The sequence below is a fragment of the Kitasatospora sp. NPDC054768 genome, assembly GCF_053612025.1.
In genome coordinates, this window is record NZ_JBSHBN010000145.1 from 1 (window position 1) to 24,516 (window position 24,516).

Annotated in this window: 18 protein-coding genes; 9 read left to right on the forward strand and 9 right to left on the reverse strand. The window is 74.3% G+C overall.

All coding sequences use genetic code 11. The features are described from left to right. Positions 1-45: 45 nt before the first annotated feature. Positions 46-3,252: a cytochrome P450 gene (locus ACWGKU_RS31760; RefSeq protein WP_452180223.1), complete on the reverse strand. Its 3,207-nt coding sequence runs from the start codon at positions 3,250-3,252 to the stop codon at positions 46-48. 160 nt (positions 3,253-3,412) lie between these two features. Between ACWGKU_RS31760 and ACWGKU_RS31765 the strand changes: the two genes are divergently transcribed. From ACWGKU_RS31765 to ACWGKU_RS31785, 5 genes are all read left to right on the forward strand, one after another. Next, entirely contained in the window at positions 3,413-4,084 is a 672-nt protein-coding gene (locus ACWGKU_RS31765) for a helix-turn-helix transcriptional regulator (protein ID WP_452180222.1), read from the forward strand. 124 nt (positions 4,085-4,208) lie between these two features. Then, positions 4,209-4,589: a CU044_2847 family protein gene (locus ACWGKU_RS31770; RefSeq protein WP_452180221.1), complete on the forward strand. Its 381-nt coding sequence runs from the start codon at positions 4,209-4,211 to the stop codon at positions 4,587-4,589. Positions 4,590-4,595: 6 nt separating this feature from the next. Beyond that, on the forward strand, positions 4,596-6,362 hold the full coding sequence (locus ACWGKU_RS31775) for a VMAP-C domain-containing protein (RefSeq protein ID WP_452180220.1): 1,767 nt from the start codon (positions 4,596-4,598) through the stop codon (positions 6,360-6,362). Then, a complete protein-coding gene (locus ACWGKU_RS31780; RefSeq protein WP_452180219.1) occupies positions 6,359-7,390 on the forward strand; it encodes an AAA family ATPase in 1,032 nt (343 codons plus the stop codon). Before ACWGKU_RS31775 ends, ACWGKU_RS31780 begins: the two co-directional genes overlap by 4 nt. Then, entirely contained in the window at positions 7,377-10,385 is a 3,009-nt protein-coding gene (locus ACWGKU_RS31785; protein ID WP_452180218.1) for a TIR-like protein FxsC, read from the forward strand. Before ACWGKU_RS31780 ends, ACWGKU_RS31785 begins: the two co-directional genes overlap by 14 nt. Here ACWGKU_RS31785 and ACWGKU_RS31790 read toward each other — a convergent pair. Then, on the reverse strand, positions 10,376-11,206 hold the full coding sequence (locus tag ACWGKU_RS31790; protein WP_452180217.1) for an SAM-dependent methyltransferase: 831 nt from the start codon (positions 11,204-11,206) through the stop codon (positions 10,376-10,378). The two genes, ACWGKU_RS31785 and ACWGKU_RS31790, sit on opposite strands and share 10 nt — an antisense overlap. 54 nt (positions 11,207-11,260) lie before the next feature. Here ACWGKU_RS31790 and ACWGKU_RS31795 point away from each other — a divergent pair, with 54 nt between their 5' ends. Both ACWGKU_RS31795 and ACWGKU_RS31800 read left to right on the forward strand, forming a co-directional pair. Further along, on the forward strand, positions 11,261-11,674 hold the full coding sequence (locus ACWGKU_RS31795) for a MarR family winged helix-turn-helix transcriptional regulator (RefSeq protein WP_452180216.1): 414 nt from the start codon (positions 11,261-11,263) through the stop codon (positions 11,672-11,674). Positions 11,675-11,830: 156 nt separating this feature from the next. Continuing rightward, complete coding sequence (locus ACWGKU_RS31800) at positions 11,831-12,637, forward strand: hypothetical protein (protein ID WP_452180215.1); 807 nt, start codon at positions 11,831-11,833, stop codon at positions 12,635-12,637. Positions 12,638-12,664: 27 nt separating this feature from the next. On the opposite strand, the gene ACWGKU_RS31805 is transcribed toward ACWGKU_RS31800, so the two are convergent. From ACWGKU_RS31805 to ACWGKU_RS31815, 3 genes are all read right to left on the reverse strand, one after another. Continuing rightward, a complete protein-coding gene (locus ACWGKU_RS31805; RefSeq protein ID WP_452180214.1) occupies positions 12,665-14,032 on the reverse strand; it encodes an aldehyde dehydrogenase family protein in 1,368 nt (455 codons plus the stop codon). After that, a complete protein-coding gene (locus ACWGKU_RS31810) occupies positions 14,029-15,420 on the reverse strand; it encodes a carotenoid oxygenase family protein (protein ID WP_401053810.1) in 1,392 nt (463 codons plus the stop codon). Before ACWGKU_RS31810 ends, ACWGKU_RS31805 begins: the two co-directional genes overlap by 4 nt. A 151-nt stretch (positions 15,421-15,571) precedes the next feature. Next, a complete protein-coding gene (locus ACWGKU_RS31815; protein ID WP_452180213.1) occupies positions 15,572-16,864 on the reverse strand; it encodes a DUF4241 domain-containing protein in 1,293 nt (430 codons plus the stop codon). Positions 16,865-17,157: 293 nt separating this feature from the next. On the opposite strand from ACWGKU_RS31815, the gene ACWGKU_RS31820 reads away from it, so the two are divergent. Beyond that, positions 17,158-18,528 carry an NUDIX domain-containing protein gene (locus ACWGKU_RS31820; protein ID WP_452180212.1) on the forward strand — a complete coding sequence of 457 codons (1,371 nt, stop codon included), beginning with the start codon at positions 17,158-17,160 and terminating at the stop codon, positions 18,526-18,528. 87 nt (positions 18,529-18,615) lie between these two features. On the opposite strand, the gene ACWGKU_RS31825 is transcribed toward ACWGKU_RS31820, so the two are convergent. From ACWGKU_RS31825 to ACWGKU_RS31835, 3 genes are all read right to left on the reverse strand, one after another. Further along, entirely contained in the window at positions 18,616-20,058 is a 1,443-nt protein-coding gene (locus ACWGKU_RS31825) for an MFS transporter (protein ID WP_452180211.1), read from the reverse strand. Positions 20,059-20,243: 185 nt separating this feature from the next. Beyond that, positions 20,244-21,428 carry an acyl-CoA dehydrogenase family protein gene (locus ACWGKU_RS31830; RefSeq protein ID WP_452180210.1) on the reverse strand — a complete coding sequence of 395 codons (1,185 nt, stop codon included), beginning with the start codon at positions 21,426-21,428 and terminating at the stop codon, positions 20,244-20,246. Between the two features lie 10 nt (positions 21,429-21,438). Beyond that, the gene (locus tag ACWGKU_RS31835; protein WP_452180209.1) at positions 21,439-23,022 is read right to left on the reverse strand and encodes an AMP-binding protein; all 1,584 of its coding nucleotides are present in this window, start codon (positions 23,020-23,022) and stop codon (positions 21,439-21,441) included. A 133-nt stretch (positions 23,023-23,155) separates the two neighbouring features. Between ACWGKU_RS31835 and ACWGKU_RS31840 the strand changes: the two genes are divergently transcribed. Then, a complete protein-coding gene (locus ACWGKU_RS31840; RefSeq protein ID WP_452180208.1) occupies positions 23,156-23,752 on the forward strand; it encodes a TetR/AcrR family transcriptional regulator in 597 nt (198 codons plus the stop codon). Positions 23,753-23,868: 116 nt separating this feature from the next. Here ACWGKU_RS31840 and ACWGKU_RS31845 read toward each other — a convergent pair whose 3' ends face one another. After that, positions 23,869-24,390: a hypothetical protein gene (locus tag ACWGKU_RS31845; protein ID WP_452180207.1), complete on the reverse strand. Its 522-nt coding sequence runs from the start codon at positions 24,388-24,390 to the stop codon at positions 23,869-23,871. Positions 24,391-24,516 lie beyond the last annotated feature (126 nt).

The following is a 24,516-nucleotide window of genomic DNA, read 5'->3' on the forward strand; positions in this document are numbered from 1 at the left end:
CCGCACCGGTGCGGCGGGCCCACGGCCGTCCCCGGCGCGGGAGGGTCAGCCCGCGTACACGTCCTCGACGTACCGGCCGGCCTCGATCAGCCCCTGCAGCCAGGCCTGCGCCCGCTGCTCGTCGGCGCCCGGGGTGCGCTCCCGGTACAGCGCCCGGAAGGCCGCCCGGACGCCCGGCGCCATCCGGGCCCCGTCGCCGCACACGTACACCTCGGCGCCGGAATCCAGCAGCTCCCAGACCTCGGCCGCCTCGGCGGCGATCCGGTCCTGCACGTAGCGCCGCCCCTGGTGGGGCCGCTCGCTGAAGGCGGGCCGCAGCGAGACCGCGCCGGCCCGCTCGGCGGCCTCCAGCTCGCCGCGGTGCAGGTAGTCCGCCGCCTCGTCGTCGCAGCCGAAGTACAGCAGCGCCGGGGCGAGGGCGGCGCCCCGCGCGAGCAGCGCCCGGCGGTCGGCGACGGCGCCCCGGAAGGGTGCCAGGCCGGTGCCGGCCGCGATCATGACCACCGGGGTGCGGTGCCCGATCCGGAACGCCTCCCGGCAGGGCTGGACCCGGGCCAGCACGGTGTCGCCGACGGCGACCCGGTCGAGGTAGCCGGATCCGGCGCCCCGGAAGGTCCCCCGGCCCGAGCGGGCCGGGGCGCTGAGCACCGAGACCATCAGCTCCACCTGGCCGGAGTCGCCGGTGGGCGAGGAGGAGATCGAGTAGTGCCGCGGCCGGATCGGCGGCAGCAGTTCCAGCAGCACCGGCCAGCTCAGCCGCTCCCGCAGCGCCGGGTGGTCCTCGATCAGGTCCAGCAGGGTGCGCGGGTCGTCGGCGGGCAGGGCCCGCAGGGCGGCCTGTTCGGGCGGGCAGGGGTTGAGCGCCGCCAGCGCGGCGCGCTGCTCGGCGTTCGGGCGGTCCTGCAGCTCGACGTGACGGGTGAGCAGCTCGCGGACGGTCAGCGGACGGTCGACGGCCAGTGCGGTGCGCCGGTGCGCCACGATGTTCAGCACCGTGTCCGGGTCGGCGCCGAACAGCTTGGCGGCGCGCTCGACCAGCACCGGGTCGTTGGCCGGGAGCACGGTGAGGTGGTCGGCGGTCCGGTAGCCGGTGCCCTCCGGCAGGGCCAGCCGGACCAGCCGCTTGACCCGGTGGTAGGCCGGGTCGGTCAGGCTGCCGACGGCGGTGACGGTCAGCTCCACCGTGTCGTGCCGGGCGGCGAGCGCGGCCAACGGGCCGCCGGTCACCTCGGTCACCGTGTACGCGGCCACCGGCGGCATCCCGGCGGGGGCGTCGGCGTCCCCGTAGCGCGCCAGCAGGGCCTCGCGCAGCGCCCCGGCGAACTGCCGCACGGTGCCCTCCAGGTCGCCGGAGGCGTCGGCCTCGGCGCGGGCCAGCAGCCGGGTGCCGCCGAGCTCGGCGAGCCGGTCGTCGATCAGCGCCGGGACGCGCTGGTAGGTCGCGGCGTAGGTACGGTCGCCGATGCCGAGCACCGCGTACTCGACGCCCTCGGCCCCGCCGCCCTCCCGGGACTCCTGGAGCCCGCGGACGAACCGGGCCGCGTCGTCGGTCGGCTGCCCGTTGTACGAGGCGGCGGTGATCACCACCGGCCGGTCGGTGGGCAGGCCGTCCGCGTACGCGTCCAGCGGGGCGGTCGCGGTCTCGCAGCCGAGGTCGGCGGCGGCCTCCGCGAGCTGCCGGGTGAACTCCCGGCAGGCACCGTAGTTGGAGCCGTGCAGGAGCAGCAGCCCGGTGCCCCGCCGGACCCGTCCGGGACGCCCGGCGGCCGGTCCGGCCTGCCGGTCGACCGCCGTCGGCGCGGTGGCGGCGAGGGAGTCCGCGGGGGAGGCGTCGAAGGCCGGGGCGGGCGTGCGCCGGGCGAGGCCGAGGGTGAACCCGTCGGGCTTGATGGTGAGCGTCTGCTTGAGGGTCAGCCGGTAGTCGGCGTGGTCGATCAGCCGGTAGCGGTGCACCAGCATGCCGAGCAGCATGACGGCCTCGTGCAGCGCGAACTGCCGTCCGATGCAGGCGCGTTCGCCGGTGCCGAAGGGCTTGAAGGCGTGCGGGGAGCGGCTCTCCTCGCGCTCCGGGTCGAACCGGGACGGGTCGAACAGCTCCGGGTTGTCGCCCCACGCCGGGTCGCGGTGCAGCAGCGGCGTGCTGACGAGGACGGTCTCCCCGGCGCGCAGCGGGATGCGTCCGCCGAGCAGGGTGTCCGCGCGCGCCTCCCGGCTGAACGCGGGCGCCGTCGGCCACAGTCGCAGCGCCTCGTTGAGCACCTGACGGGTGTGGCGCAGCCGTCCGACGTCCTCGTAGGAGGGCTCGGGATCGGCCTGGTCGCCCCAGAGTTCGTCCACCTCCCGCTGCACCTGGCGCAGCGCGGTCGGGTGCTTGGCCAGGTAGTACAGCGCGAAGGAGAGCGCGCCGGAGGTGGTCTCGTGGCCGGCGATCAGGAAGGTGATCACCTGGTTGCGGATGTTCTCGGCGTCCAGCCGGGTGCCGTCCGCGGGGCGAACGGCGCCGAGCATCAGACCGAGCAGGTCCTCGGCCGGGCCCTGGACGTCCTCCTCGGCGCGGGCGGCGATCACCTCGTCCACCACGGCGGCCAGGTAGTCGGAGTCGGCGCGGAAGGCCGCGTCGCGCTCGCGGTGGTCCGCCTCCGGGTCGCGGGTGAGGCTGGTCATCGCCCATTCCAGGCAGCGCACCATCGCCTCGACGAAGGGGTGCGGCTCGTCCCGCTCGAAGGAACCGAAGTCGAAGCCGAACCCGGCCAGGCCGATGGTGTCCAGGGTCATCCGGGTCATGTCGCCGGGCACGTCCACCGGCTGTCCGGCGGCCTCCCGGCGGTCCCAGGAGTCGACCAGCCGGCGGGCCACCCGCAGCATCACCGGGTGGTAGGTGCGCATCGAGCCGAGCGCGAAGGCGGGCATCAGGATGTCGTGCGCCCGGGCCCAGTTGGGCTCCTCGTTGTAGGCGGTGAACAGGCCGTCTCCGGTGAACTGCCGGACGTTCTCCAGGGCCAGGCCGATCGACTTGGTGAACCGGGTCTCGTCGGCCAGCTCGGTGACCAGCTCCAGGCCGCTGACGACCAGGGTGTCCCGGCCGTGCAGTCGCTGGACGAAGGCCGGGCCGTGCTCTCTGGCAAGCTCCATGATGCGCAGCACCGGGGCGGCGGCCGGCGGCATCGCCGAGATGTCCACCAGCGGGACGGCCCGGCTCTCGCCCCCGGCCGCCCGCCCGTCCTCGGTCGTGCGCTCCACGGTCTCGGTCATCGGTGTGCCCCTCCCACGGCAGGAAACATTCGTCTCCCACCACTGTGCGCCCACCGGGAGGGGGTGCGGGCCGCGGTCACTACATGATTGTGTAGTGCCCGGGTCGGTCACGGGCTTGCTACGGACCGTCAGCGTCGGCCCCGGGGAAGGAGAATCACGGATGCGGACGACCGAGGGCTGCGGCCCGGTACCGGACAGCCCGCGGGAAGCGGCGGTGATCTGGCGCAACCGGGCGCTGCGGTTGCTGGACCACGTGCCGCTGCCGATCGCGGTGTGCGAGTTCGGCGGGCGCATCCTGATCGTCAACCGCGCCATGGCGGTCGAATTCGGCCGCTTGCCAGGGCAGTTGCACAACCGTAGGATCCTGGAGTTCTTCACCCTGCGGGACACCGGCACCCTTGAGGCGCTCACCGAGGCCGTCCGGTTGCACCGCCGCTCGCAGTACCCGGCGCGGGTCTCCTGGACGGCCGCCGACGGCAGCGAGCGGCACGGCGAGATGACCGTCGACCTGGTCGGCGACAGCCCGGAGCAGACCCCGAGCCTGCTGCTGTCGCTGCGGGCGGCGCAGCCGGCGGCCGTCGCCCCGGCTCCCGGCCCGCAGGTCGAGGTCAGCCCGGTCGAGGCCCGGATCCTGGCCGCGGCGGCCCGGGGCGACACCACGGCGCAGATCGCCCGGGAGATCGGTGTCACCCCGGACGGGGTCAACTACCACCTGGCCCGGCTCACCCGGCGCTGGCGCGTCCCCAACCGCACCGCCCTGGTCGCCAGGGCCTACGCCACCGGCGTCCTGGCCCCGGGCGCCTGGCCGCCGCGGCCGGCCGACCGCGTGTGAGCCTCCGTCAAGATCGCTATGAGAAGCACGACTTCATGATTCCGATCGGCTGCCCGCACGCCCCCGAAAGCGGCATACTGTCCGACGTACGTACGGGGGTTCAGGTCTGAACAGGGGGCATCCGGTGGACTCGCTGGTCGAATTCCGGACCGACGGCGGCGCGAACGTGGTCATCGAGGTCGACGACGAGGGGCCCGGCCTCGAACTGGTCGCCCGCGGGGACGGTGCCATCGTCCAGGCGGGCCGCACCTTCGAGCACGCGCTGCAGGGCATCCACAGTGCGGCCGAGTCAGCGCTGAGCGTCTTCCGTGACGGGCGGCTGAAGCCCGACACGGTCGAGATCGAGTTCGGCGTCAAGCTCACCACCGAGGCCGGTGCGGTGATCGCCAAGAGCAGCCTGGAGGGGCACCTGGTGGTGAAGCTCTCCTGGAAGCCCGAGCAGCACCGTCCGGTCGAGCACCCTCCGGCCCCGGACGACCACGGGACCGACGGCGAGGAGAGCTGAGCCGACGTGCCCACCGCAGCCTGGCAGGTGAGGATCACCTGCGGCGGCGAGACCGGGTCCGGATTCCTCGTCGGCTCACGCGAGGTGCTGACCTGCGCCCACGTGGTCGACCGTGACCGCCGGGCGCAGGTGGTGTTCGTCGGACGGCCGGACCTCGGGCCGGTCGGCGCCACCGTGGTGGAACGCGGCGGCTGGAACGGCAAGGTCGACGACCCGGGCGACGTCGCCGTCCTGCTCCTGGACACCGTCGTCCCGGTCGAACCCGCCCGGTTCGCCGCGCTCGACGAGGCCTACGCCCACCCGGCACCGAAGCTGCTCGGCTACGGCTTCCCGCGCGGCTACGACAACGGAACCCTCGCCGAGTTCCGCGTGACCGCCGACCAGCTGATCGCGGGCGAGTGGATCCAGCTGGAGGCCTGGACGCCCAACGGTCAGCCCCTGGCGCGCGGATTCAGCGGCGCCGCGGCCGTCGTGCAGGGCACCGGCCGGGTCGTCGGCATGGTCTCCGCCGCCGCCAAGTCCTCCGACGTCCGCAGCGGCCGGATGATCCCCGCCCACGTCATCGCCCGTCACTGGCCGCCCTCCGCCGACCTCGTCCCGACCCACGGCTTCACCGCCGACGCCAAATGTCTGCTGCGCACCACCCTGGTCGGAATGGGCGAGCCGGCCCGGCCCGGGGAGCTCGACACCCTGTACGCCGACGCGGTCGGCCCGCTCGGACCGGCGCACCCCGCCCGGGAGTTCGACTCCTACTGGGACCTCGCCTGGTACCTGCTGTCCGAGGTCGTGGCGGCGCCCGGCGAGTGCCCGGTCACGTCCCTGGTCGAGGCGCTCGCCACGCGGACCGAGGACACCGCGGCGCAGCGCTCGCTGCGCCACTGGCTGAACCGGTACCGGCGACAGGCCGACGCCGCGCCGACCGGCCCCCCGCCCCGGCCCCGCTGGTCGCCGATCCTGGTCGAGGTCGACCGCAGCGGCTCGGGGACCGGGTCGTTCGTGGTCGAGATCTCCGCGTTCCGCGCCGGACACCGCCACGTGGTCGGCACCCGGACGCTGCCGAAGGCCCGGATCCGCGCCTTCGTGCTGGAGCACATCGACGCCGCGTTCCACGAACTCGACCGCCGGGGCAGCGCCCTGATCGCCTTCGCCGTCCCCCGGGAGTGGCTCAACCAGCCGCTCGACGAATGGCACCGGGCCAAGGACGACAGCACGCCCCTGGGCTGCTTCTCCCCCGTCGTACTGATGGACATCGACCGGCGGCGCAGCGGCGCGCTGCAGTTCAGACTGCACCAGAAGTGGGAGAACCTGGACCGGCTCACCGCGTCCGTCGTCCACCGGATCGACTGCGGAAGCGCCCACACCGCAGACCGCCTGGCCGTCCGGCTCGGCTCGACCCACGACCCGGTGGGCTTCGGCCGCCCACCGAAGCTGGCCGACACCAGGCGGCTGCTCGCCGCCAGCCTGAACGCCGCCGTTCCCATCGTGGTCTGGCCGCGCACCGGATGCAGCGGCACCCACGGGCCCGAGGCGGCCGACAGCTGCGCCGGGCGCAGATTCCTCGACCTGCTCGTCGAGCAGTTGGCGACCGTCCCTCCGGCCGAGCTGCCCGAGTACGTGCACGCGCTGCGCCGGAGCGCCTTCGTCCACGACGGCGAAACGGCCCACTGGGCCCGGGGACTGACCCTGCTGTGGGAGGATCCCCGCTGGTTTCCCGAGCCCGGCGGGTACCGGCGGTCGCCGGTCGGCCAGGAGCATTGGAGAGGACCCGCATGACCCTCTGGCCCGTCTTCACCGGCGCCTCGGAGCCGCACGACCGCATCCGCCTGCTGCCCTCCCCACCGCCGTGGCGCACCTTCGACGGAGGGCCGGTCCTCGACCCGCCGCGGGAGGAGGAGACGGCCTCGCCCGAGCAGGACCACCGGGCGCGCACGTACCGGCCCACGGAATCGACCGTGCAGCTGGTCAACGCCGCCCTGTACCTGCGCCGCCCGCTGCTGGTCACCGGCCCGCCCGGCAGCGGGAAGTCCAGCCTGCCGTACGCGGTGGCGCACGAGCTCTCGCTCGGTCCGGTGCTCCGCTGGAACATCACCAGCCGCACCACGCTGGAGGACGGGCTCTACAGCTACGACCCGCTGTCCCGGCTCTACGCGGCCAGCCGGGCGGCCGACGGACGACCGGCCGGTGGCGGGCCGGGCGGTCCCGCGCCGGGCGAGGCGGTCGAGGACCACCTGCGGCTGGGCCCGCTCGGCACCGCGCTGCTGCCGTACGAGCAGCCGCGGGTGCTGCTGATCGACGAGATCGACAAGTGCGACCTCGACCTGCCGAACGACCTGCTGAACATCCTGGAGGGCGGCTGGTACGAGATCCCCGAACTGGTGCGCGCCGCACGCAGCACCCCCGAGGCCGCGGTGATGATCGACGGCAGCGACCGGCGGGTGCCGGTCCGGCGTGGCCGGGTACGCTGCCGGGCCTTCCCGTTCGTCGTGCTGACCAGCAACGGCGAGCGTGAGTTCCCGCCGGCCTTCCTGCGGCGGTGCGTCGCCCTCAGGTTCACCCGACCGGGGCAGGAACAGCTGGAGGAGATCGTCCGCGCCCATCTCGGCGAGCTCGACGACAACGCCCGCCGGCTGCTGGACCGCTTCCTCACCCGCGCCGAGGCCGGTGAACTCGCCACCGACCAGCTCCTCAACGCCATCTACCTCACCGGTGCCTCCGGGTTGGACACCTCCTCACGCGACGAACTCGCCGAACACCTGATGGCCTACCTCGGACCGGAGAACGGCGGCGATGAGTTCTTCTGAGGGCGGCCCGGAGGAGCCCGCCGAGCCGCCCGGGTCCGCCGCCCCGACCGGCCTGAGCGGCCTGACCGGGCTGGCGGCGGTCCTCGCCCGGGCCTCGGGACACCACCCCTCACCGACCGAACTGGCCGAACTGCTCTGGCTCGCGTGCCACAGCTCTCCCGGCTCCGGCCGACGGTCCGCCGGGTCGGCGACCGGGCAGGGCCCGGACGGCGAAGCCGACCGCCCCCCGGCCCCCGCCGACGGCCGCGCCCCCTCGCCCCTGCACGCCCGGGAGCCGACGGCCGCCGACCCGCGACCCGCCACCGAGGCCGCCCCCCACCTGTCGCTCCGCACCCCGGCCCCACCCCTGCTCGGCCGCCCCCTCCCCCTCCAACGAGCCCTGAGACCGCTGGCCCGCCGCGTCCCCACCACCCGCGGCTGGGAACTCGACGAGATCCGCACCGTCCACCGGATCGCCGCGCACGACGCCGTGCCGAGGTTCTGGCTCCCGGTCCTGCGCCGCACCACCGAACCCTGGCTCGACCTGGTGATCGCCTTCGACGACGGCCCGACCATGACCGTCTGGCGGCCACTGGCACGGGAACTGCGCCACCTCGCCGCCCAGACCGGCTTCTTCCGGACGGTCCGCCTGCTGCGCGTCCCGCCCACCGGAACCCTCCTCCGCCTGCGGATCCCCACCGCCCGGCCGGACCGGACCGCCCTGCTGGTCGTCAGCGACTGCGCCGGGCCGCAGTGGTGGGCCCCCGAGGGCACGGCCGGTCCGTGGCACCGGGCGCTGCACGACCGGGCCGCCACCATGCCCACGGCCGTCGTCCAGCCGCTGCCCGAACGGATGTGGCGGCGGACGGCCCTGCCCGCGACCGCCGGACTGTTCTCCACGCCCGGGGAGGCGGCCCCCAACGCGAGCCTGTCCTTCACGCCCCACCGGGAGGACGACGTGGAGCAGGGGACGCCGGTACCGGTCCTGGAGCCCACCGACGGCTGGCTGGCGCACTGGGCGCAGCTGGTGGCCGGCCGTACCGGCCGGGTGCCCGGCGCGGCCGCCCGCCTCCGTCCGACGGGCCCTGCGGCACCCGCGAGCGAGGACCCCGACGACCTGTCCGCGCAGGACCTGGTCCTGCGGTTCCGCGCGGTGGCCTCGCCGGAGGCGTTCCGGCTCGCCGGGCACCTGGCGGTCGGTGTCCCGAACCTGCCGGTCATGCGGCTGGTCCAGGCCGCCGTCGAGCCGCGCCCCCGCCCGCAGCAGCTCGCCGAACTCGTCCTCAGCGGGATGCTCACCGCCCTGCCCGGCGCCGACGGCCACTACGCCTTCCGGCCTGGTGTACGGGAGGTCCTGCTGCGGACACTGGCGCGGTCGGCGGCCTGGCAGACCGTGGACCTGCTGCACCGGGTGGGCGGGTACATCGAGCAGCACGCCGGTGCGGCCCGGGAGACGTTCCCCGCCCTGACCCCGGGCCCCGGCCCCGGAGCGGCCCCGGAGCGGCCGGCGTTCGCCCTGGTCAGCCCGGACGCCCTCGCCCTGCTGAGCGGCGGGCGGCCCACCCCGACCACGCCGTCGCGCCCGCCCTCCGCCACATCCCCGCCGACCAGGCGCAGGAGCGCCCCGCTGCGGAACACGGCGCTCCCCCCGGGACGCGACCGCGCCTCCGGCGAGGCACAGCGCCCGTACTTCTTCTTCAGCTACGCACGGCGGGACGCCTTCCTCGACCAGTTCTTCCTCGACCTGCGGGACGAACTCGGGCTGCTGGTCGGCACGGACGGGCAGGCCGAGGAACTGGCCTTCCGGGACACCGTGCAGCTGCGCGTGGGCGACGAGTGGGCCGGGAAGCTGGCCACGATGCTCGGCCGCAGCCGGACCATGGTCGCGCTGTACTCCCCGGCCTACTTCGCCAGCGTCTACTGCGGCAAGGAGTGGACCGCCTTCCGCGGCCGGGTCCGCCGCCATCACGAGAACACCGGGGAGCAGATTCCGGCGCTGATCCCGGTGCTGTGGGAGCCCGTCGAGCAGCGCGACCTGGCCGACGAGGTCAACAAGGTCCAGTGGGCCCAGCCGGACATGGGCGAGGCCTACGCCCGGTACGGCCTGCGGGCACTGCTGCGCAGCGGGCAGGGCGGGGCGTACGAGCACGTCGTCCGGGTGGTCGCGGAGCGGGTCCGGGACGCGGCCGTGCGCCGGCTCGGCGAGCTGCCCGAGTTCGACCTCGGTGCCGTGCGCGGCTACTTCCCGCCCCCGGTGGCGCCGCCCGCGGTGTCCGACCCCGGTAGGGTGCGGCTGTTCATCGCGGCCGGGCGTGCCTCGGAGGCCGTCTCCGCAGACGGCGGCTGGTACGGCTCCAAGCCGTGGCACTGGGCGCCCTACCACCCGCCCGTCCAGCCCTCCCTGGCGGCCCGCGCCCAGCAGGTGATCACCGGCGCCGGGCACACCACCACGCTGGAGGAGATCGACGACGACCTCAACGAGAAGCTCGACCAGGCCCGCGAGGACAACCAGGTCAGCATCCTGCTGGTGGACCCGCGGGTGGTCGGGCACGAGCGCTACCGCTCCGCGCTGCGCGCCTTCGACGAGCACAACCACCCCGTCACCGGCGTCATCCTCCCCAGCTGCAGCGACGACCCGCCCGACGGGCCGGAGCACGACGCGCTCTGGGCGGGCGTGCGCGAGGTCTTCCGCCGCAACTGGATTCGCCGAACCGACGCGGAACACCTGTTCCGGGCCAAGGTGAACCAGGAGAGCTTCGACAACGACCTCACCATCATGGTGACGATCGCCCAGAACAAGCTCATGGACGACAGCTTCGACTGGGAGGACGACGGCGGCGACGCCTTCGGCCTCGGCACCGGCGGCGGCCCGGACCTTCCCCCGGGAGTCGCCGTGCCGCCCGGCCCGCCGCCGACCCACCGGGGCTCGCCACCGCCCCGCCCGGTCGGGCCCCGACCGGCTCTCCCCGGCTCGTACCCCGCGCCGGTGTCCGACCGCGGCGCCGATCAGGACTGAGCGGCCCCGCCGGGCGCCTCCCGCCGTACGGCCTCGATGAAGGCCGTCGTGGTGGAGGGGTCCGGCAGCGGGCGCCCGTAGGCCTCCCCGAGCCGGACCAGGGTGGTGATGCCGGCGGTCCAGCCGTTCCGGTCGAGCCATCCGCCGGTGTCCGGGCCGAGGCCGCCGCGCCACAGCCCGGTCACGTGGGCGAGCGCCGGGTCGTGCGGTGTGCGGCTCACGTCCCGGCCCTGCTCCAGCAGCAGTCGGCTGCCCGGGGCCGCCAGCCCGCCCACCGCCGTGAGCAGTCCGGCCGCCTCCTCGGCCGTGAGGTAGACCAGCAGCCCCTCGGCCAGCCAGACCGAGCGCCGCGCCGGGTCGAACCCGGCCGCGACCAGTCGCTCGGGCCAGGTCGGGTCCAGCAGGTCGGCGGCCAGGGCGGTGCGCCCGGCCCGCGGCACGGCGCCGAGCCCGTCCAGGACCTGCTCCTTGAAGGCCAGCACCGGGCCCAGGTCGAGCTCGAACACCCGGGTGCCGGCCGGCCAGTCCAGCCGGTACGCCCGGGTGTCCAGGCCGGCCGCCAGCAGCACCACCTGGTCGGCGCCGGCGGCGGGCAGCCGGTCGTCGTAGAAGCGGGTGCGCAGGATGCCGTGGGTGACCAGGCCCCTGGCGAGGTTGCTGACCGGCCCGGACAGGGCCGGTTCGAGGCCGGCGGCGGTGACGAACGCCAGGGCGTACGGGTCGACGAAGAGCGGGTCGGGGCGGGAGCTCTCGTAGGCCCGCACCCGGGCGACGGACAGGGCGGTGCGGGAGACCGGGCTGAGCGGTTCGGAGGTCGTCATGCCCGGCAATCTACATCGGCACCGATGCATCGGTGAAGATGTATTCTGTCGGGCATGGACGGCGTGCAACTCCTCAGACTCGGCAAGCGGTTGACCGAACTCGGCCGCACCCTGATCACCGACCCGGCCTCCGAGCACCTCACCCCCGGGGAGATCACCGTGATCGCCGACGTGTACCGGCACCCCGCCACCTCCGTCCAGGAGATCCGGGTCCGGACCGGCTTCGCCCAGAGCCACGTCTCGGTCTCCGTCGCCCGGCTGCGCGAACAGGGCCTGCTCGACGCCGCGCCCGACCCGGCCGACGGGCGGCGCACCCTGCTGACCGTCTCCGACCACGCCCGACGCGCCATCCGCGCCCACGTCGCCCGGCCCGCCGAGCCGGTCATCGCCAAGGCCGTCCCGGACCCGGCGAAGGCCCGCAGGGTCGCCGAACTGCTGGACGAGCTCGCCGGCCTGCTGCTGCCCTGATCGTCCCCGTCCGTTCCCCCCCCCGGCCGCCCGCTCCTGACCGGCCGAGTTCGACAAGTCGGTGACAAACTCCTCCGGTTGCTCCCTCGCGACGGTCGATCCCTGCCATCATCCCGGCTGAACCCGGGAACCGCCCGGGAGGGCCGAGGGAGAGCGATGGACGCGCGGATCGAGGTCGCCGGCGGCGACGAGCCACGGGAGCCCGGCCCCGCACCCGTCGACGGAGCCCCGGCCGTGGCCGACCGCGTCCCGGCACCGCCCGTACGAACGCCACCACCCCGCCCCCACGGCCCCTCCCGCCCTCGGAAGCGCCGCCCCGCCGCCCGGGTCGTGGCCCGGGTCCTGCTCGTCCTGACCGGTCTGGCCGCCGTCGCCCTCGGCTTCTCCTGGTTCGTCGACGCCTTCGACGCGGCGACCGCCTACCGCGGCGCCCCGGCCTGCACCGCGCCCGCCTCCGCCTCCGAGCCCGCCACGGACTGCACCACCCACGAGACCGGCCGGGTGACGGACAGGAGGGCCGGCTCGAACGAGGATTCCCCCCACTACGAGGTGACCGTCTCCCGCGAGGCCGCGCCCACCGACACCTACGCCGTCTCCGACGGCCTCTACGGCAGCGTCCGGAGCGGCGACAACGTGGACCTCACCCTGTGGAACGGCCACGTCGTGGAGATCTCCCACCAGGGCCACCGCTCCCCGGTCACCGAGGTCCCCTGGCTCACCTTCCTCGAACTGGCCCTGCTGGTCGGCGCGGGAACCCTGCTCGCCGTCCACGCCCTGCTCCGTCGCAGCCGGGACAGCTGGGTCCTCCCCGCCATCGCCTGTCTGTTCCTCTCCGTCTTCGCCTTCGCCGGCAGCGTCCTCCTGATCGCGCTCCAGTGGTCCTTCGCCTTCACCCTCACCGTCTCGATCGCCGGCTGGCTCGCCCTCACCACCGCGATCACCGCGATGTGCTGGGAGGACTGACGCCGTGACCACGGAGGTTCGCGCCGCTCAGTCCAGCGGCACGTCCAGGCAGGCCCGGCGGTGGCTGAAGGTGTCGATCGACCAGCGGCCGTGGTACCGGCCGGAGCCGCTCTCCCCCACTCCGCCGAACGGGAGTTCCGGGATGCCCAGGTGAGCCACCGGGAGGCCGAAGTTCAGGCCGCCCGAGCTGGTCTCCTCGGCCAGGCGCCGACGGGCGTGCCCGTCCTCGGTGAAGGCGTAGAGCGCGAGGGGGCGGTCCCGCTCGTTGATGAAGGCGATCGCCTCGTCCAGGCCGGTGACCTCGACGACGGGCAGGACGGGGCCGAAGATCTCCTCCCGCATGACCGGGGCGTCCGGCCGCACCTCGGCGAGCAGGGTGGGCGCGATGTAGCGGTCCGCGCGGTCGTGCCGGCCGCCGAAGACCGTGCGCCCCGAGTCGAGGAGGGCGACGACCCGGTCGAAGTGCCGCTCGTCGACGAGGCGTCCGTACGCCCGCGACCGCGCCGGGTCGGGGCCGTACAGCTCGGTGACCGCCCGCTCCAGGGCGCCTTCCAGCGCCCGGGCCGTGGCCGGGTCGGCCAGCAGGTAGTCGGGGGCGACGCAGGTCTGCCCGGCGTTGGCGAACTTGGCGCGGGCCAGTCGGGCCGCGACCACCCCGAGGTCGACGCCCCGGTCGACGAACACCGGTGACTTGCCGCCCAGTTCGAGGGTGACCGGGGTCAGGTGCTCGGCGGCGGCCCGCAGCACCGCCCGGCCGAAGCCGGCGTTGCCGGTGTAGAGGATGTGGTCGAAGCGCTCGGCCAGCAGGGCGGTGGCCGTCTCCCCGCCGCCCTCCAGCACGGCGATCGCCGCCGGGTCCACGTACTGCGGCAGCAGCCGCGCCAGCAGGGCCGAGCAGGCCGGCGCCAGCTCGCTCGGCTTGGCCAGCACCGTGTTGCCCGCGGCGATCGCACCCGCCACCGGCACCAGCAGCAGCTGCACCGGGTAGTTCCAGGGCGCGATGACCAGGACGGTCCCGAGCGGGTCGTGGCGGGTGTGGGCGCTCGTCCCCGGCGGCAGCCGGGTGAGCGCGGCGGCGGGCACCGGCTCGGGGTGCAGCCAGTGCTCCAGGTTCCGCAGGGTGTGGTCGATCTCCCGTACGGTGAAGTCGACTTCGGCGAGGTCGGCCTCGGCGCGCGGCTTGCGCAGATCGGCGTGGAGGGCGGCGGCGATCTCCTCGCGGTGCCCGATCAGCAGGGCGCGCAGCCCGGTCAGCTGCTCGGTGCGCCAGGCGAGCGGCCGGGTGCGGCCGGTGCGGAAGGTCGCGCGCAGCCGGGCGACGGCCCCGGCCGGCGTGTCCGGGGGCGGGCTGTCCGGGGGCCGGCCGTCCGGGAATGTGGCGGGCGGGGTGCTCATGCGGAGTCCTCCCGGGCGGGGTCGGGGATCCAGCTGCCGTGGAAGCCGGCCGGCACCCGCACCGGCAGGTGGACGGTGGCGAGCGGGTCGCCGGTGAAGTCCTCGGCGGAGAGGACGACCAGGTCGCTCGCGCCCCGCTCGGGGTCGTGGACGTAGGCCAGCAGGTAGCCGTCGTCCTCGCCGCGGGCGCCCTGCCGCGGGACGAAGGAGGCCTCGCCGGTGTAGCGGCCGGCGCCGAACCGCCGCACGGTGCTGGACCGCCGGCTCAGGTCGTGCTTGATCAGGGCGTCCCCGGCGGCCTCCGGGGTCAGGGCTTCCAGGGCCCCGGCCGCCGCGAAGTGGCGCAGCAGGTCGCCGGCCACGGTGGAGTACCCGTAGCGGTGGGCGCCGCCGACCACCGCCGGGCTGACCGCCGGGAACTCCTGCGGCCGGTCGTCCAGGCGGGTCTCGGCGACCCTGCCGGAGACGGTGTCGACGGTCCAGCGGTCCAGGGTGGGGCTGCTCTGCCCGTCCAGCGCGCCGCCGGCGAACATCCGCGGGTAGCGGACCACGTCGATGACGACCCGGTGGCCGTCCTCGTGGGCGTTGAGCGTGTGGAAGACGAAGCAGGGCTCGACCTCGAACCAGGCGACCTCGGTGCCGTCGCGGGGCAGCAGCCCGATCCGCGCGCCGCCGGTCTCGTCCCAGACCGCCGGGTACGTCTTGCGCGCCCGGTTGTCGGCCGTGCTGACGCGCGCCGCGAGGTCGAGGACGACGGCGAAGTTCCGGGTCAGCGCCATGTCGTGCACCACCGGCCGGTGCGCGACCGGGACGTCCACGGCCCGGACGACGCCTCCCTGCGGGGAGAGCACCAGGTGCCGCAGGTTCTCGCTGTCCCGCTGCCAGGTGATCGCGTGCAGCTCGCCGGTGACCGGGTCGAGCTTCGGGTGGGCGGCGAACCCGTCGGGCAGCGTGCCGCAGAAGTCGCTGGCGCCCACCGTCTCGATCTCGTAGGAGAGTTCGTACGGGCGGAAGCCGCCCTCGACCAGCGCGAAGGTGCGGTCGGCGTGCCCGATGACGTGGGTGTTGGGCGCGACGTCGGTGATCCGCGGAGCGGCGCCGGGGCGCGGCCGCTCCCCCAGGGCCTCGGCCACGGCGGCGCTGCGCACCAGCCGGTTGCGGTACCACCGGGCCCGCCCGTCGAGCAGCCGCACCCCGTGCACCATGGCGTACCCGCCGAACAGGTGCCTCGGCCTGGGGTCCTCCGCCCGCATCCCGTTGGGCCCGTTGCGCAGGTACCGGCCGTTGAGCTCGGCCGGGATCGTGCCCGTGACCGGCAGGTCGAACGCGGTGACTTCCTCGCCCACCGGCGTGTAGGCACCCGTGAACGGATTGGTGACGGTGGACACCGCAGACTCCTCCAGGCCGTTTCCGACGTCCGCTGCTCCCGCTGGGCAGCGCGTCCGGATCAACGACCCGACCGCCCGCCGGGTGACGGCCGGTGGCGCGTGGGCGTCACGCCCGCCGGAGGGCGCGGGCCTCACGCCCGCCGGAGGGCCGTCATCCGGTCGACGGTTCCAGAGAGCCGACTTCGAAGACGTCCGCCACGACGACCGCCGTGACCTCACCCGCGTCGTCGTGTCCCACCCAGACCGGGTAGACGCCGTCTCCGCCCAGCACGAAGGTGACCAGCTCGGCCCCGCCGGCCTCCTCGGTCACCTTGCCGTAGCCGCCGTCGAGTTCGTGGAGGTCGTCGCCACCGCCGGAGGTGAGGGCGTCCATGAAGCGGCGGCCCAGGTCGGTTCGGGCCGCGGACTCGACGAAGCAGCCGGTGGCGGAGTCGACGCCGAAGCCGAAGTACTGGCCGTCGCGCAGCAGCCTCGGGTCCTCTCCCGGCGGGACCGCCATCGTCCAGCGGGCGGTCGGCTTCTCGCTCACCAGCACGCGCACGGCGTAGGTGTCGCGGGCGGTGAAGCGATCGCCGAACATCTCGTCCTCGTAACTGGCGCCGGTCTCCTGCACCGGGTGGACACCGGGCGGAACCTCGATCACCAGTGGGTCGCCCTCCGCGCCGACGGGCAGGTACGAGGGGTCGCAGACCGCCAGCCGCCCCGTGGGCAGGGCGATCCCGGTCACCGTTGTCACCGGTTCGATGACGAGCGGCTGCGGCCGGTGCCGATGGGTGAACACGGCCCCGGGAGTGAACAGCTCGTCGAGCCGGGGCGCGGTCGCCGGCGCCGGCGGTCGCCAGCCGAAGGGCTCCGCGGCGCGACCGGCCGGCGTCGGTGCGATGTCCGAGGTCTCCTGGGCGATCTCGAAGGGGCCCGGCAGCCCGAACAGGGGTTCCGCCAACAGGCTTTCCCAGCAGCCGAATTCCGGTACCGGCAGCCACCACCGCTCACGCGGCAGGTCGACCAGGGTGCGCGTCGTTCCGCCGCCGCGTCCGCGCGGGTAACGGCCCTCGCTGTTCTTCCCGTCCGGGTACAGATCGACCGTCCGCCTCAGGGCCTTGTCCGAGAGCTCGGGGAGGTCCTCCTCCTCGTACTGCCATTCGGCCAGGTGGCGCAGGAACAGCCGCTCCGGCTCCAGCCTGCGCAGGTCGGCTTCGAACACCCGGCGGCCCGAGCCGTCGAACCGCCAGAGGCCCAGGTAGTGGCCGGCCCAGGCGACGTGCAGCACCGCGACGGGCAGCTCCTGCCCGGGGGCGGCGAGCACGACGGCGTACGGCTCGCCCGCCGCGTCCCGGCGGGCTGCCTCCGCCCGGGGGATCGGACGGACCGTCGAACGGTTCGAGGAGTCCCACCCGTCGCCGTAGACCGCTTCGACGAGCACGTCGCTGTGCACCTCGGTCATCCCTGCCTTCCATCGAGCCGTCTGCTGTGCGGTTCCACCCTAGAGACCGGGTCCGACAGGTCCGACGGCCGGTCCGCCGATGCCCGCTTCGAGGTCGAGCACCCGTACGGCGTCCCGCCCCCGATCCGGGTCCACTTGCGAGCCGCATTCGAACAGCACCATCATCGGGACGCCTGGAACCGCCCACGAGCCATTCCTGAACCCGCCCTCCCAGGAGCAGACTTGACTGTCGAACCCCCCTGACCGGCAGTACTGCGCACCCGCCCACCACCTTGCAGCGAGGAGCCCTTCCGGTGATCGACTTCACTGTGCTGACCGACCTGGCCCGCCGCGAGGGCGTCCAGCGGATCGGCGTCGGCGTGGTGGTCCGCGACGCCTCCGGCCGGATCCTGATGATCCGCCGGGCCGCGCACGGTGTCCTGCCCGGCCGGTGGGAGTACCCGGGCGGCGGCCGGGCGGGCGACGAGGCGGTGGAGGCCGGCGCGGCGCGGCAGCTGGCCGAGGAGACCGGGCTCGCCGGCCTGTCACTGGAGTACGCGCGGCACCTGGACCTCACCGACCGGCGCGGCCTGCGCGTGCGCCAGTACGTCTTCACCACGGTCGTGCCGGACGGCACCGCGATCCTCCTCTCGCCCGGCCACGACGACCACCGGTGGGCCGCCCCCGACCGGCTGCCGCCGACGAGCGACGGGCAGCGCACCGTGATCGAATGGCTCACCGGCCGCCTGGCCCTGCCCGGCTGGCGGCCGGTCGGCGGCTACCTCACCACCATCGCCCGGCCCGGCTCGTACGGCTGTTTCCTCGTCACCGATCCACAGGGGCGCGTCCTCGGGCTGCGCTCCACCGTCGACCCCGGTGTGTGGAACTTCCCCGGCGGCAACGTCGAGCACGGCGAGACACCGTTCACCACCGCCCTGCGCGAGGCCCGGGAGGAACTGGGCCTCGACCTCGCCACGGAGAACCCGCAGGTGCTTCGGCGGCGCCTGGTCGCCGTCGTCCACGAGCAGGCCGGCAGCCTGCTCCCCGTCCCCGCCTGCGGCTACGTCTTCGACGGCGGCGTCCTCACCGCCGAGCAGCAGGCCCGGATCCGCCTCGACCCCGCCGAGCACACCGAATGGCGCTTCGAGACCGCCCACGACTGGCACGACCACATGGGCCCGGACCGCTACCGGCGGCTCCTGCAAGCCCTGCGCGCCCACCGCAGCGGCACCCCGCTCTACCTTGAACGCCCGTCCCCGGCCGACGACTTCGAGGGCGTCATGGTCCTGGTCACCGACCCGGCCGGGCGGCTGCTGATGCACCACCGCGACGACAAGCCCGGCATCGCCTGGCCCGGCTACTGGACCCCGATCGGCGGGTGGCGCGAGGCCGACGAGACCCCCGAGGAGAACGCCGCCCGCGAGGTCCGCGAGGAGGCCGGAATCACCATCACACGGATGCGGCCGGTGCCCGGCCCCCAGCACGAGCTCGTCTCCCCGCTCGTCCGCGTCCTGCACGCCGCCTGGGACGGCCCCGACAGCGACCTGCGGCTCGGCGACGAGGGCCTGGCCGTCCGCATGGTCCCCTTCGACGAGGTCCTCGACCTCAAGGTCCCGCCCTACATGCAGCACTACCTGCCACTGCTCGCCGCGGCGGCCGACCACCCGGCCGGCAGCACCTCGTGATCCGGCCCGAACCCACCGGCCGCCCAGCCGACCACCCGGTACCCCGCGCAACCGGCACGGACCCGCTGACGCCGCATCACGGGTCCGTCACCGGTCGCGGGGCCGGCCTCCGCGCAGACGGCGGGAGGAGGCACGGTCCGCGGGCAGGAGGAACGCGGCCGCGAGGCCGAGCAGGGCGACCGCGGCGCTCGCGGCCCAGGCGTTGGTGTAGGCGTGCGGGCTGCTGTGCTGCGCGTCCAGGACCGCGGCCGTGACCGCCGAACCGACCGCGGTACCGAGACTGACGAGGAGTTCGAACAGGCCGGAGCCGGCCGCGGTCTCCTCGGTGCGTACGGCGTCGACGATGAGGATGCGGGTGGCTCCGGAGATCAGACCCGCTCCGCTGCCGGCGAGGCCGAGGGCCACGGTGAGGTCGGCCGCCTGGGAGTGGCGCAGCAGCAGGGCGACGGCTCCCAGGGCGACGAGGACGGCGCCGAGGACGGTGACCCGACGGTGGCCGATCGCCTGTCCGAGCCTGCTGGTGCAGGCGCTGAAGAGGGTCATGCCGCAGAGGGCGGGCAGGAGGACCAGCCCCACGGCGGAGGTGGGCAGGGCCAGTGCGGTGGGCTGGGTGAGGTAGGTCGAGTAGGACACCTGCCCGCCGAAGACGACGTAGTGGACGCTGCAGCCCACCGCGAAGACCGGCAGCAGCCGGGGCCGCAGCAGCCGGCGGACGTCGATCAGCGGGGCGGGGCTGCGCAGTTGTGTCCGGAACCAGGCCCCGAGCAGGAGCGTTCCGGCCGCGATGCTGCCGAGCGTCGCGGGGCTGCGCCAGCCCCAGGCCGCGCCTTCCTGGAGGGCGAGCACGATCAGGACCAGCGCCGCGGCCAGCAGCAGGGCGGCGGGCCAGTCGACGCGGGCGTCCCGCGCCGGCGGCCGGTCGGCGGCGGCCGGCGTGCGGAGCAGCAGGAGAAGGCCGGCGAGTGTGCCCGCGGCCGGGACCCACAGCACGGCGCCGGTGCCCGCGGCGCGCAGGAGCAGGGAGGAACAGGCGCTGCCCAGGAGGACGCCGAGCATCAGTGCGGCCGACAGATGGGCGACGGCCTTGCGGGTGCTCCGGATGCCGTGGCGGTGCCGGACCAGACCGGTCATCAGGGGCAGGAAGGCGGCCAGGCAGCCCTGCAGGACCCGGCCGGCCAGGAGGAGCGGGTAGTCGGGGGCGATCGCGATCAGTGCGGCGCCCGCGGCGACGACGGCCGTGGTCGCGCGCAGGACCCGCCGGTGTCCGTGCCGTTGGGCGAGTGCGGTGAGCAGCGGGGTGGCCAGTGCCGCGGTGAGTGCGGGGCCGGTGACCGTCCACGCCAGTGCCGTCACGCCGACGTGGTAGCGGTCGCCGAGGGTGTGGAAGAGGGGGGTGAAGTAGCTCTGCTGGAAGCCGGCGAACATCGTGATCAGGAGCAGGGCGGCGAGGGTCCGGCGAAGGCCCCGCGGGTCGGTGCCGTCGTCGGCCGCGGCCTCGACGGTGGCGGCGGGCAGCGGTGGCGCGGTCATCCGACCGGGGCCGTCGCGTCGGGGGTGTGGTGGCGTCTGGTCATGCAGTCCTCCGTGGGTGGGGTGAGGGCACTGCTTGCCGGGGTGGTGGCGCAGGTGGGGTGCGGCGGACCGGTTCCCGGTCGGTCGGCGAGGACGTCGCGGCCGTGTTCGCCGGGCTCGGGGGTGGTCCGGCTCCCCTCCGCTCACCCGGTCTTGGGCAGCAGGAGCCTGGCGATGCCGTTCTTCTGGATCTCCGAGGTGCCGGTCAGCACGCGGAACATGCGCACCTTGCGGAACAGGAACTCGACCTCGTGGCCCTGGGTCAGGCCTTCCTTGCCGTGGATCTGTACGGCTTCGTCGAGGATGCGGAACGCCGTTTCGGCGACGTTCAGCTTGCACATGAACGCCTCCAGCCGCGGCACGGTGCCGGTGTCCAGGGCTGCCAGCGCGGCGTAGGTCATGGCGCGGGCGGCGTAGTAGGAGGTGGCCATGTCGGCGACCTTGTGCTGGATCGACTGCAGTTCGGCGAGCGGTGCCCCGCCGACGGTGCGCGTGCGGGCCCGGTCCAGGGTCAGTTCGAGCGCGCGGCGGGCCAGGCCGAGCACGCTGGGGCAGTGCAGCAGTCGGTTGACGTTGACCCGGCCGAGCCCGAGCAGCAGCCCGTCGCCCTCGCCACCGAGCAGGTTCGCGGCCGGGACGCGGCAGTCGGTGAGCACGATGTCGCTCTCGATGTGCTCGCCGGACATCGGCGTGGCTCCGTCGAGGACCTGGCAGCCCGGGCTGTCGAGGTCGACGAGGAAGGCGGAGTAGGTCTTCTCGGTGCCGTCCATGCGGGCGATGACGATGGCGAAGTCGGCGACCGGTCCGGCGCTGGAGAAGACCTTGTGGCCGGTCAGCCGGTAGCCGCCGTCGGCCTCGCGGACGGCGGTGGTGCGCATGGCCCGCACGTCCGAGCCGGCGTCGGTCTCGGTCAGGGAGAAGCAGCAGGCGCGCTCGCCGCGCACCACGGGCAGGAAGTAGCGGTCCAGCTGGTGCGCGGTGGCGGCGGCGAGGATGTCGCCGACCCGCAGCGGACCGCCCATCTCGCCCAGCACGCTGTGTGCCAGGACCCGGCCGCTGGCCGCGGTCTCCTCCTTCAGGGCGGCGAGCTGGGTGTACGTCAGGCCGCGGCCGCCGAGTTCGGCCGGCAGGTGGATGCCGTAGAAGCCGAGTTCGCGGCTGCGGCGCCACACCGGCTCCAGCAGTGCGCGGCTGATCGGGGTCTCCGGGGTGACGGCGTGCTCGTGCTCGTAGTCGGCGAGTTCGCCGTCCAGGTAGGTGCGCAGCTTGCGCACGAGCTCGTCCAGGAGCGGGTCGTGGGAGTGGTCGGGGCGCAGCGAGAAGAGCATCGGGGGCCTTTCAGTTGACCCGGCGCGCGGCGCCGGCCCAGTACGTGTCACGGACGGCCTTGCGGTCGAGCTTGCCGTTGCGGTTGTGCGGGAGCCGGGTGACGAAGTCGACCGAGCGGGGCTTCTTGAAGCGGTCCAGGCGCTCGGCGCAGAAGGCGATCAGTTCCTCGGCGTCCGGCCGGGCGCCGGTGCGCAGGACGACGACGGCGTGCACCGCCTCGCCCCAGCGGTCGTCCGGCACGCCGACGACGCAGGACTCGTGGACGGCCGGGTGTTCGTCGAGGGCTGCTTCGACCTCGGTCGAGTAGATGTTGAAGCCGCCGGAGATGATCATGTCCTTCTTGCGGTCCACGATGAACAGGTAGCCGTCCTCGCGCATCCAGGCCAGGTCTCCGGTGTGCACCCAGCCGTCCACGAAGGTCTCGGCGCTGAGCGCCGGTTCGCGCCAGTACTCGCGCACGCAGTCCTGGCCGCGCACGACGATCTCGCCGATCTCGCGCGGGGCGACCTCGCGTCCCCGCTCGTCGACGACCCGGACCTCGGTGTCGTAGCCGGGCCGTCCGCAGGACTGGAGCAGTTCCGGGTCGTCGGTCACGGCGCGGGCGATCTCGGCCGGGGTGAGGCCGGCGACCACGGAGGTGGTCTCGGCCAGGCCGTATCCCTGGCCGACGACGGGGCCGAACGCGGCGACCGCCTCGCGCAGCCGCTGCGGCGAGATCGGGGCGCCGCCCACGCGCAGGTCGGTCAGGCTGGACAGGTCGTGGTCGGCGAGCCCCGGGTGGGCCAGCAGCATGGTGAGCATGGCGGGCACGAGGAAGGTGGCGTCGATCCGCTCGCGCTGGACGGTGGCCAGGAACGCCGCCGGGTCCCAGGCGGGCAGTACGTGGACGGTGGTTCCGGCGAAGACGCAGGCCAGCAGCGGCATTCCGGTGGCGTGGGTGATAGGCCCGCAGGCCAGGTAGCGCGAGCCGGGGCGCGGGCGCGGCTCGGTCGTCAGCTGCTTGCGCAGGTTGGCGAGGCGGTTGCCGAAGGTCTGCACGGCCGCCTTGAGCACACCGGTCGAACCCGAGGTGAAGTTGAGCACGCACGGATCGTCCTCGCCGACCTCCACGCACACCGGGCCGGCCGCGCCTGCCGCGTCGCCCGCCACCTCACCTACCGCCTCGTCCGCCGCCTCGCTCTCGGCGAGCAGCGCGGCGAAGCCGGACTCGAACTCGACCGGCAGGCAATCGGTGCCGGAGGCGTCCACAGCGGCGAGCGCGTCCTCGCGGTGCGCGGCGTCGAAGAGCAGCACCTTGACCGGCGCGTAGCCGAGCAGGTGCGTGATCTCGGCGCGGCCCAGGCGCGCGTTGATCGGCGCGCGCACCAGCCCCGCCTTGTACAGGGCGAACTCCACGACGATCAGCTCCCCGCGGTTCCAGGCGAGGCTCGCGACCGCGTCGCCGGGTCCGAGGCCGCGTGCGAGCAGTGCGCGGGCGAGCCGGTTCGCCTCCTCCTCCAACTGCCGGAAGGTCCAGCGCCGGTCGGCGCAGACGAGGGCGGGCTCGTCGGGCCAGTAGCGGGCGCTGCGGGTCAGGTACACGCCGAGGTTCACGACACACCATCCGAATCCAGGAGCCACTCATGGACTCCGCGACCATTTCCAGACAGCGTGTCCAGTAACGGAGCAGCTGTCAAGGTTCGCTAGACTCATCACCGAACAGACCCGGCGAGACGACGGAGGCGAAGTGGCCGAGGACAGGCGCACCCGGCGGACCAGGCGCGCGCTGCGTGACGCACTGGTCGAACTGGCCCTGGAGCGCGGGTACGCGGGGCTGACCGTCGAGGACATCACCGAGCGGGCCGACGTCGCGCGGGCCACCTTCTACAGCCACTACCGCGACAAGGACGACCTGCTCACCCGCATCACCGCGGACCTGCTCCAGGAACTGGACGAACGGCTGCACCCGCTCGCCGAGGAGACACAGACCGGCTTCACCGGAAAGCCGCTGACCGAACTCTTCCGTCACGCCCGGCAGGAACGCGGCCTGTACCTGGTGATCCTGCGCGGCGAGGGCGACGGCAAGGCCCTGCGCGCCTTCCACGACGAGTCCGCACGGCGGGTCGGGGAGGTCTTCAGCGCCCGTACGCGGCACAGCGGCGTCACACCGAGGCTGCCCGCCGATCTGCTGGCCCGCGCCTGGGTCGGCGAGCAGCTGGCGGTGCTGCACTGGTGGCTCGAACAGGACCCCGCACCCATGCCGGCCGAGGAGGCCGGCCGCATGCTGCTGGACCTCGCCGTCCACGGCCGCCTGTGGGCCAGCGGCTACGGCAGCCCGTCCTGACCGACCCCGGCGGCGACTCCGCCCGGCGGCGGTCGTTGCCGACCACGACAAGCACGGCGACGCGCAACCGGCGCGGGGGCTTCAGCCGCCCCCGGCCCGGTGCGACCTACGGTCGGTCACGAGGCGGACGCACTGCAGGCGTCGTACACGGCCGACATGTCCGACAGGGCCCTGGCGCTGTCGCTGCGGAACGCCGCGAAGTCCGCCACGTCGAGGTCGGCCGCGGCGAGTCGCTCGTCCGCGGCCATGGCCCTGATGGCAGCGCGAACACGAGGGTCGACCGCATGCGAGGCGGCGACGTCGAGACCCTCCGCGTAGGCCCGCAGGCGCGCTACCGCGGAAGCACCTGACGCAGCGGTGGAGGAGGTGTACGCGCTGATGGCCTGTTCGGCCTCCTGGCAGGCCGGGTCCTCCGCCGGTCCGCGCACCGCGGTGCGAGTGACCACCGGCGCAGGGTAGGTCGGCGGTCGCGCCGGCGCCGCCGACGAAGCCGGGGTGCCGGTGATCTTGGCCTTGAGATCGTTCCAGTCCGCGATCCCCAGCCAGGTGAGGATCGTGACGGCTGATGCCGCCAGGCCGATCCGCACCGACCACTTCCGGATCTCGTGGTCAGGATCCTGCTCCGGCGGATCAGCCACGGCCTCTCCCCCGAGGGTCGCCCGCGAGCCGACGGCTCGGTCGACTCGCCTACCACCATGCCGGATTGCCAAGGGTTCGCCAAGGAGGAAGGAACGATTCCCCAGCCCCGTCGCGCGGCGTCGCGC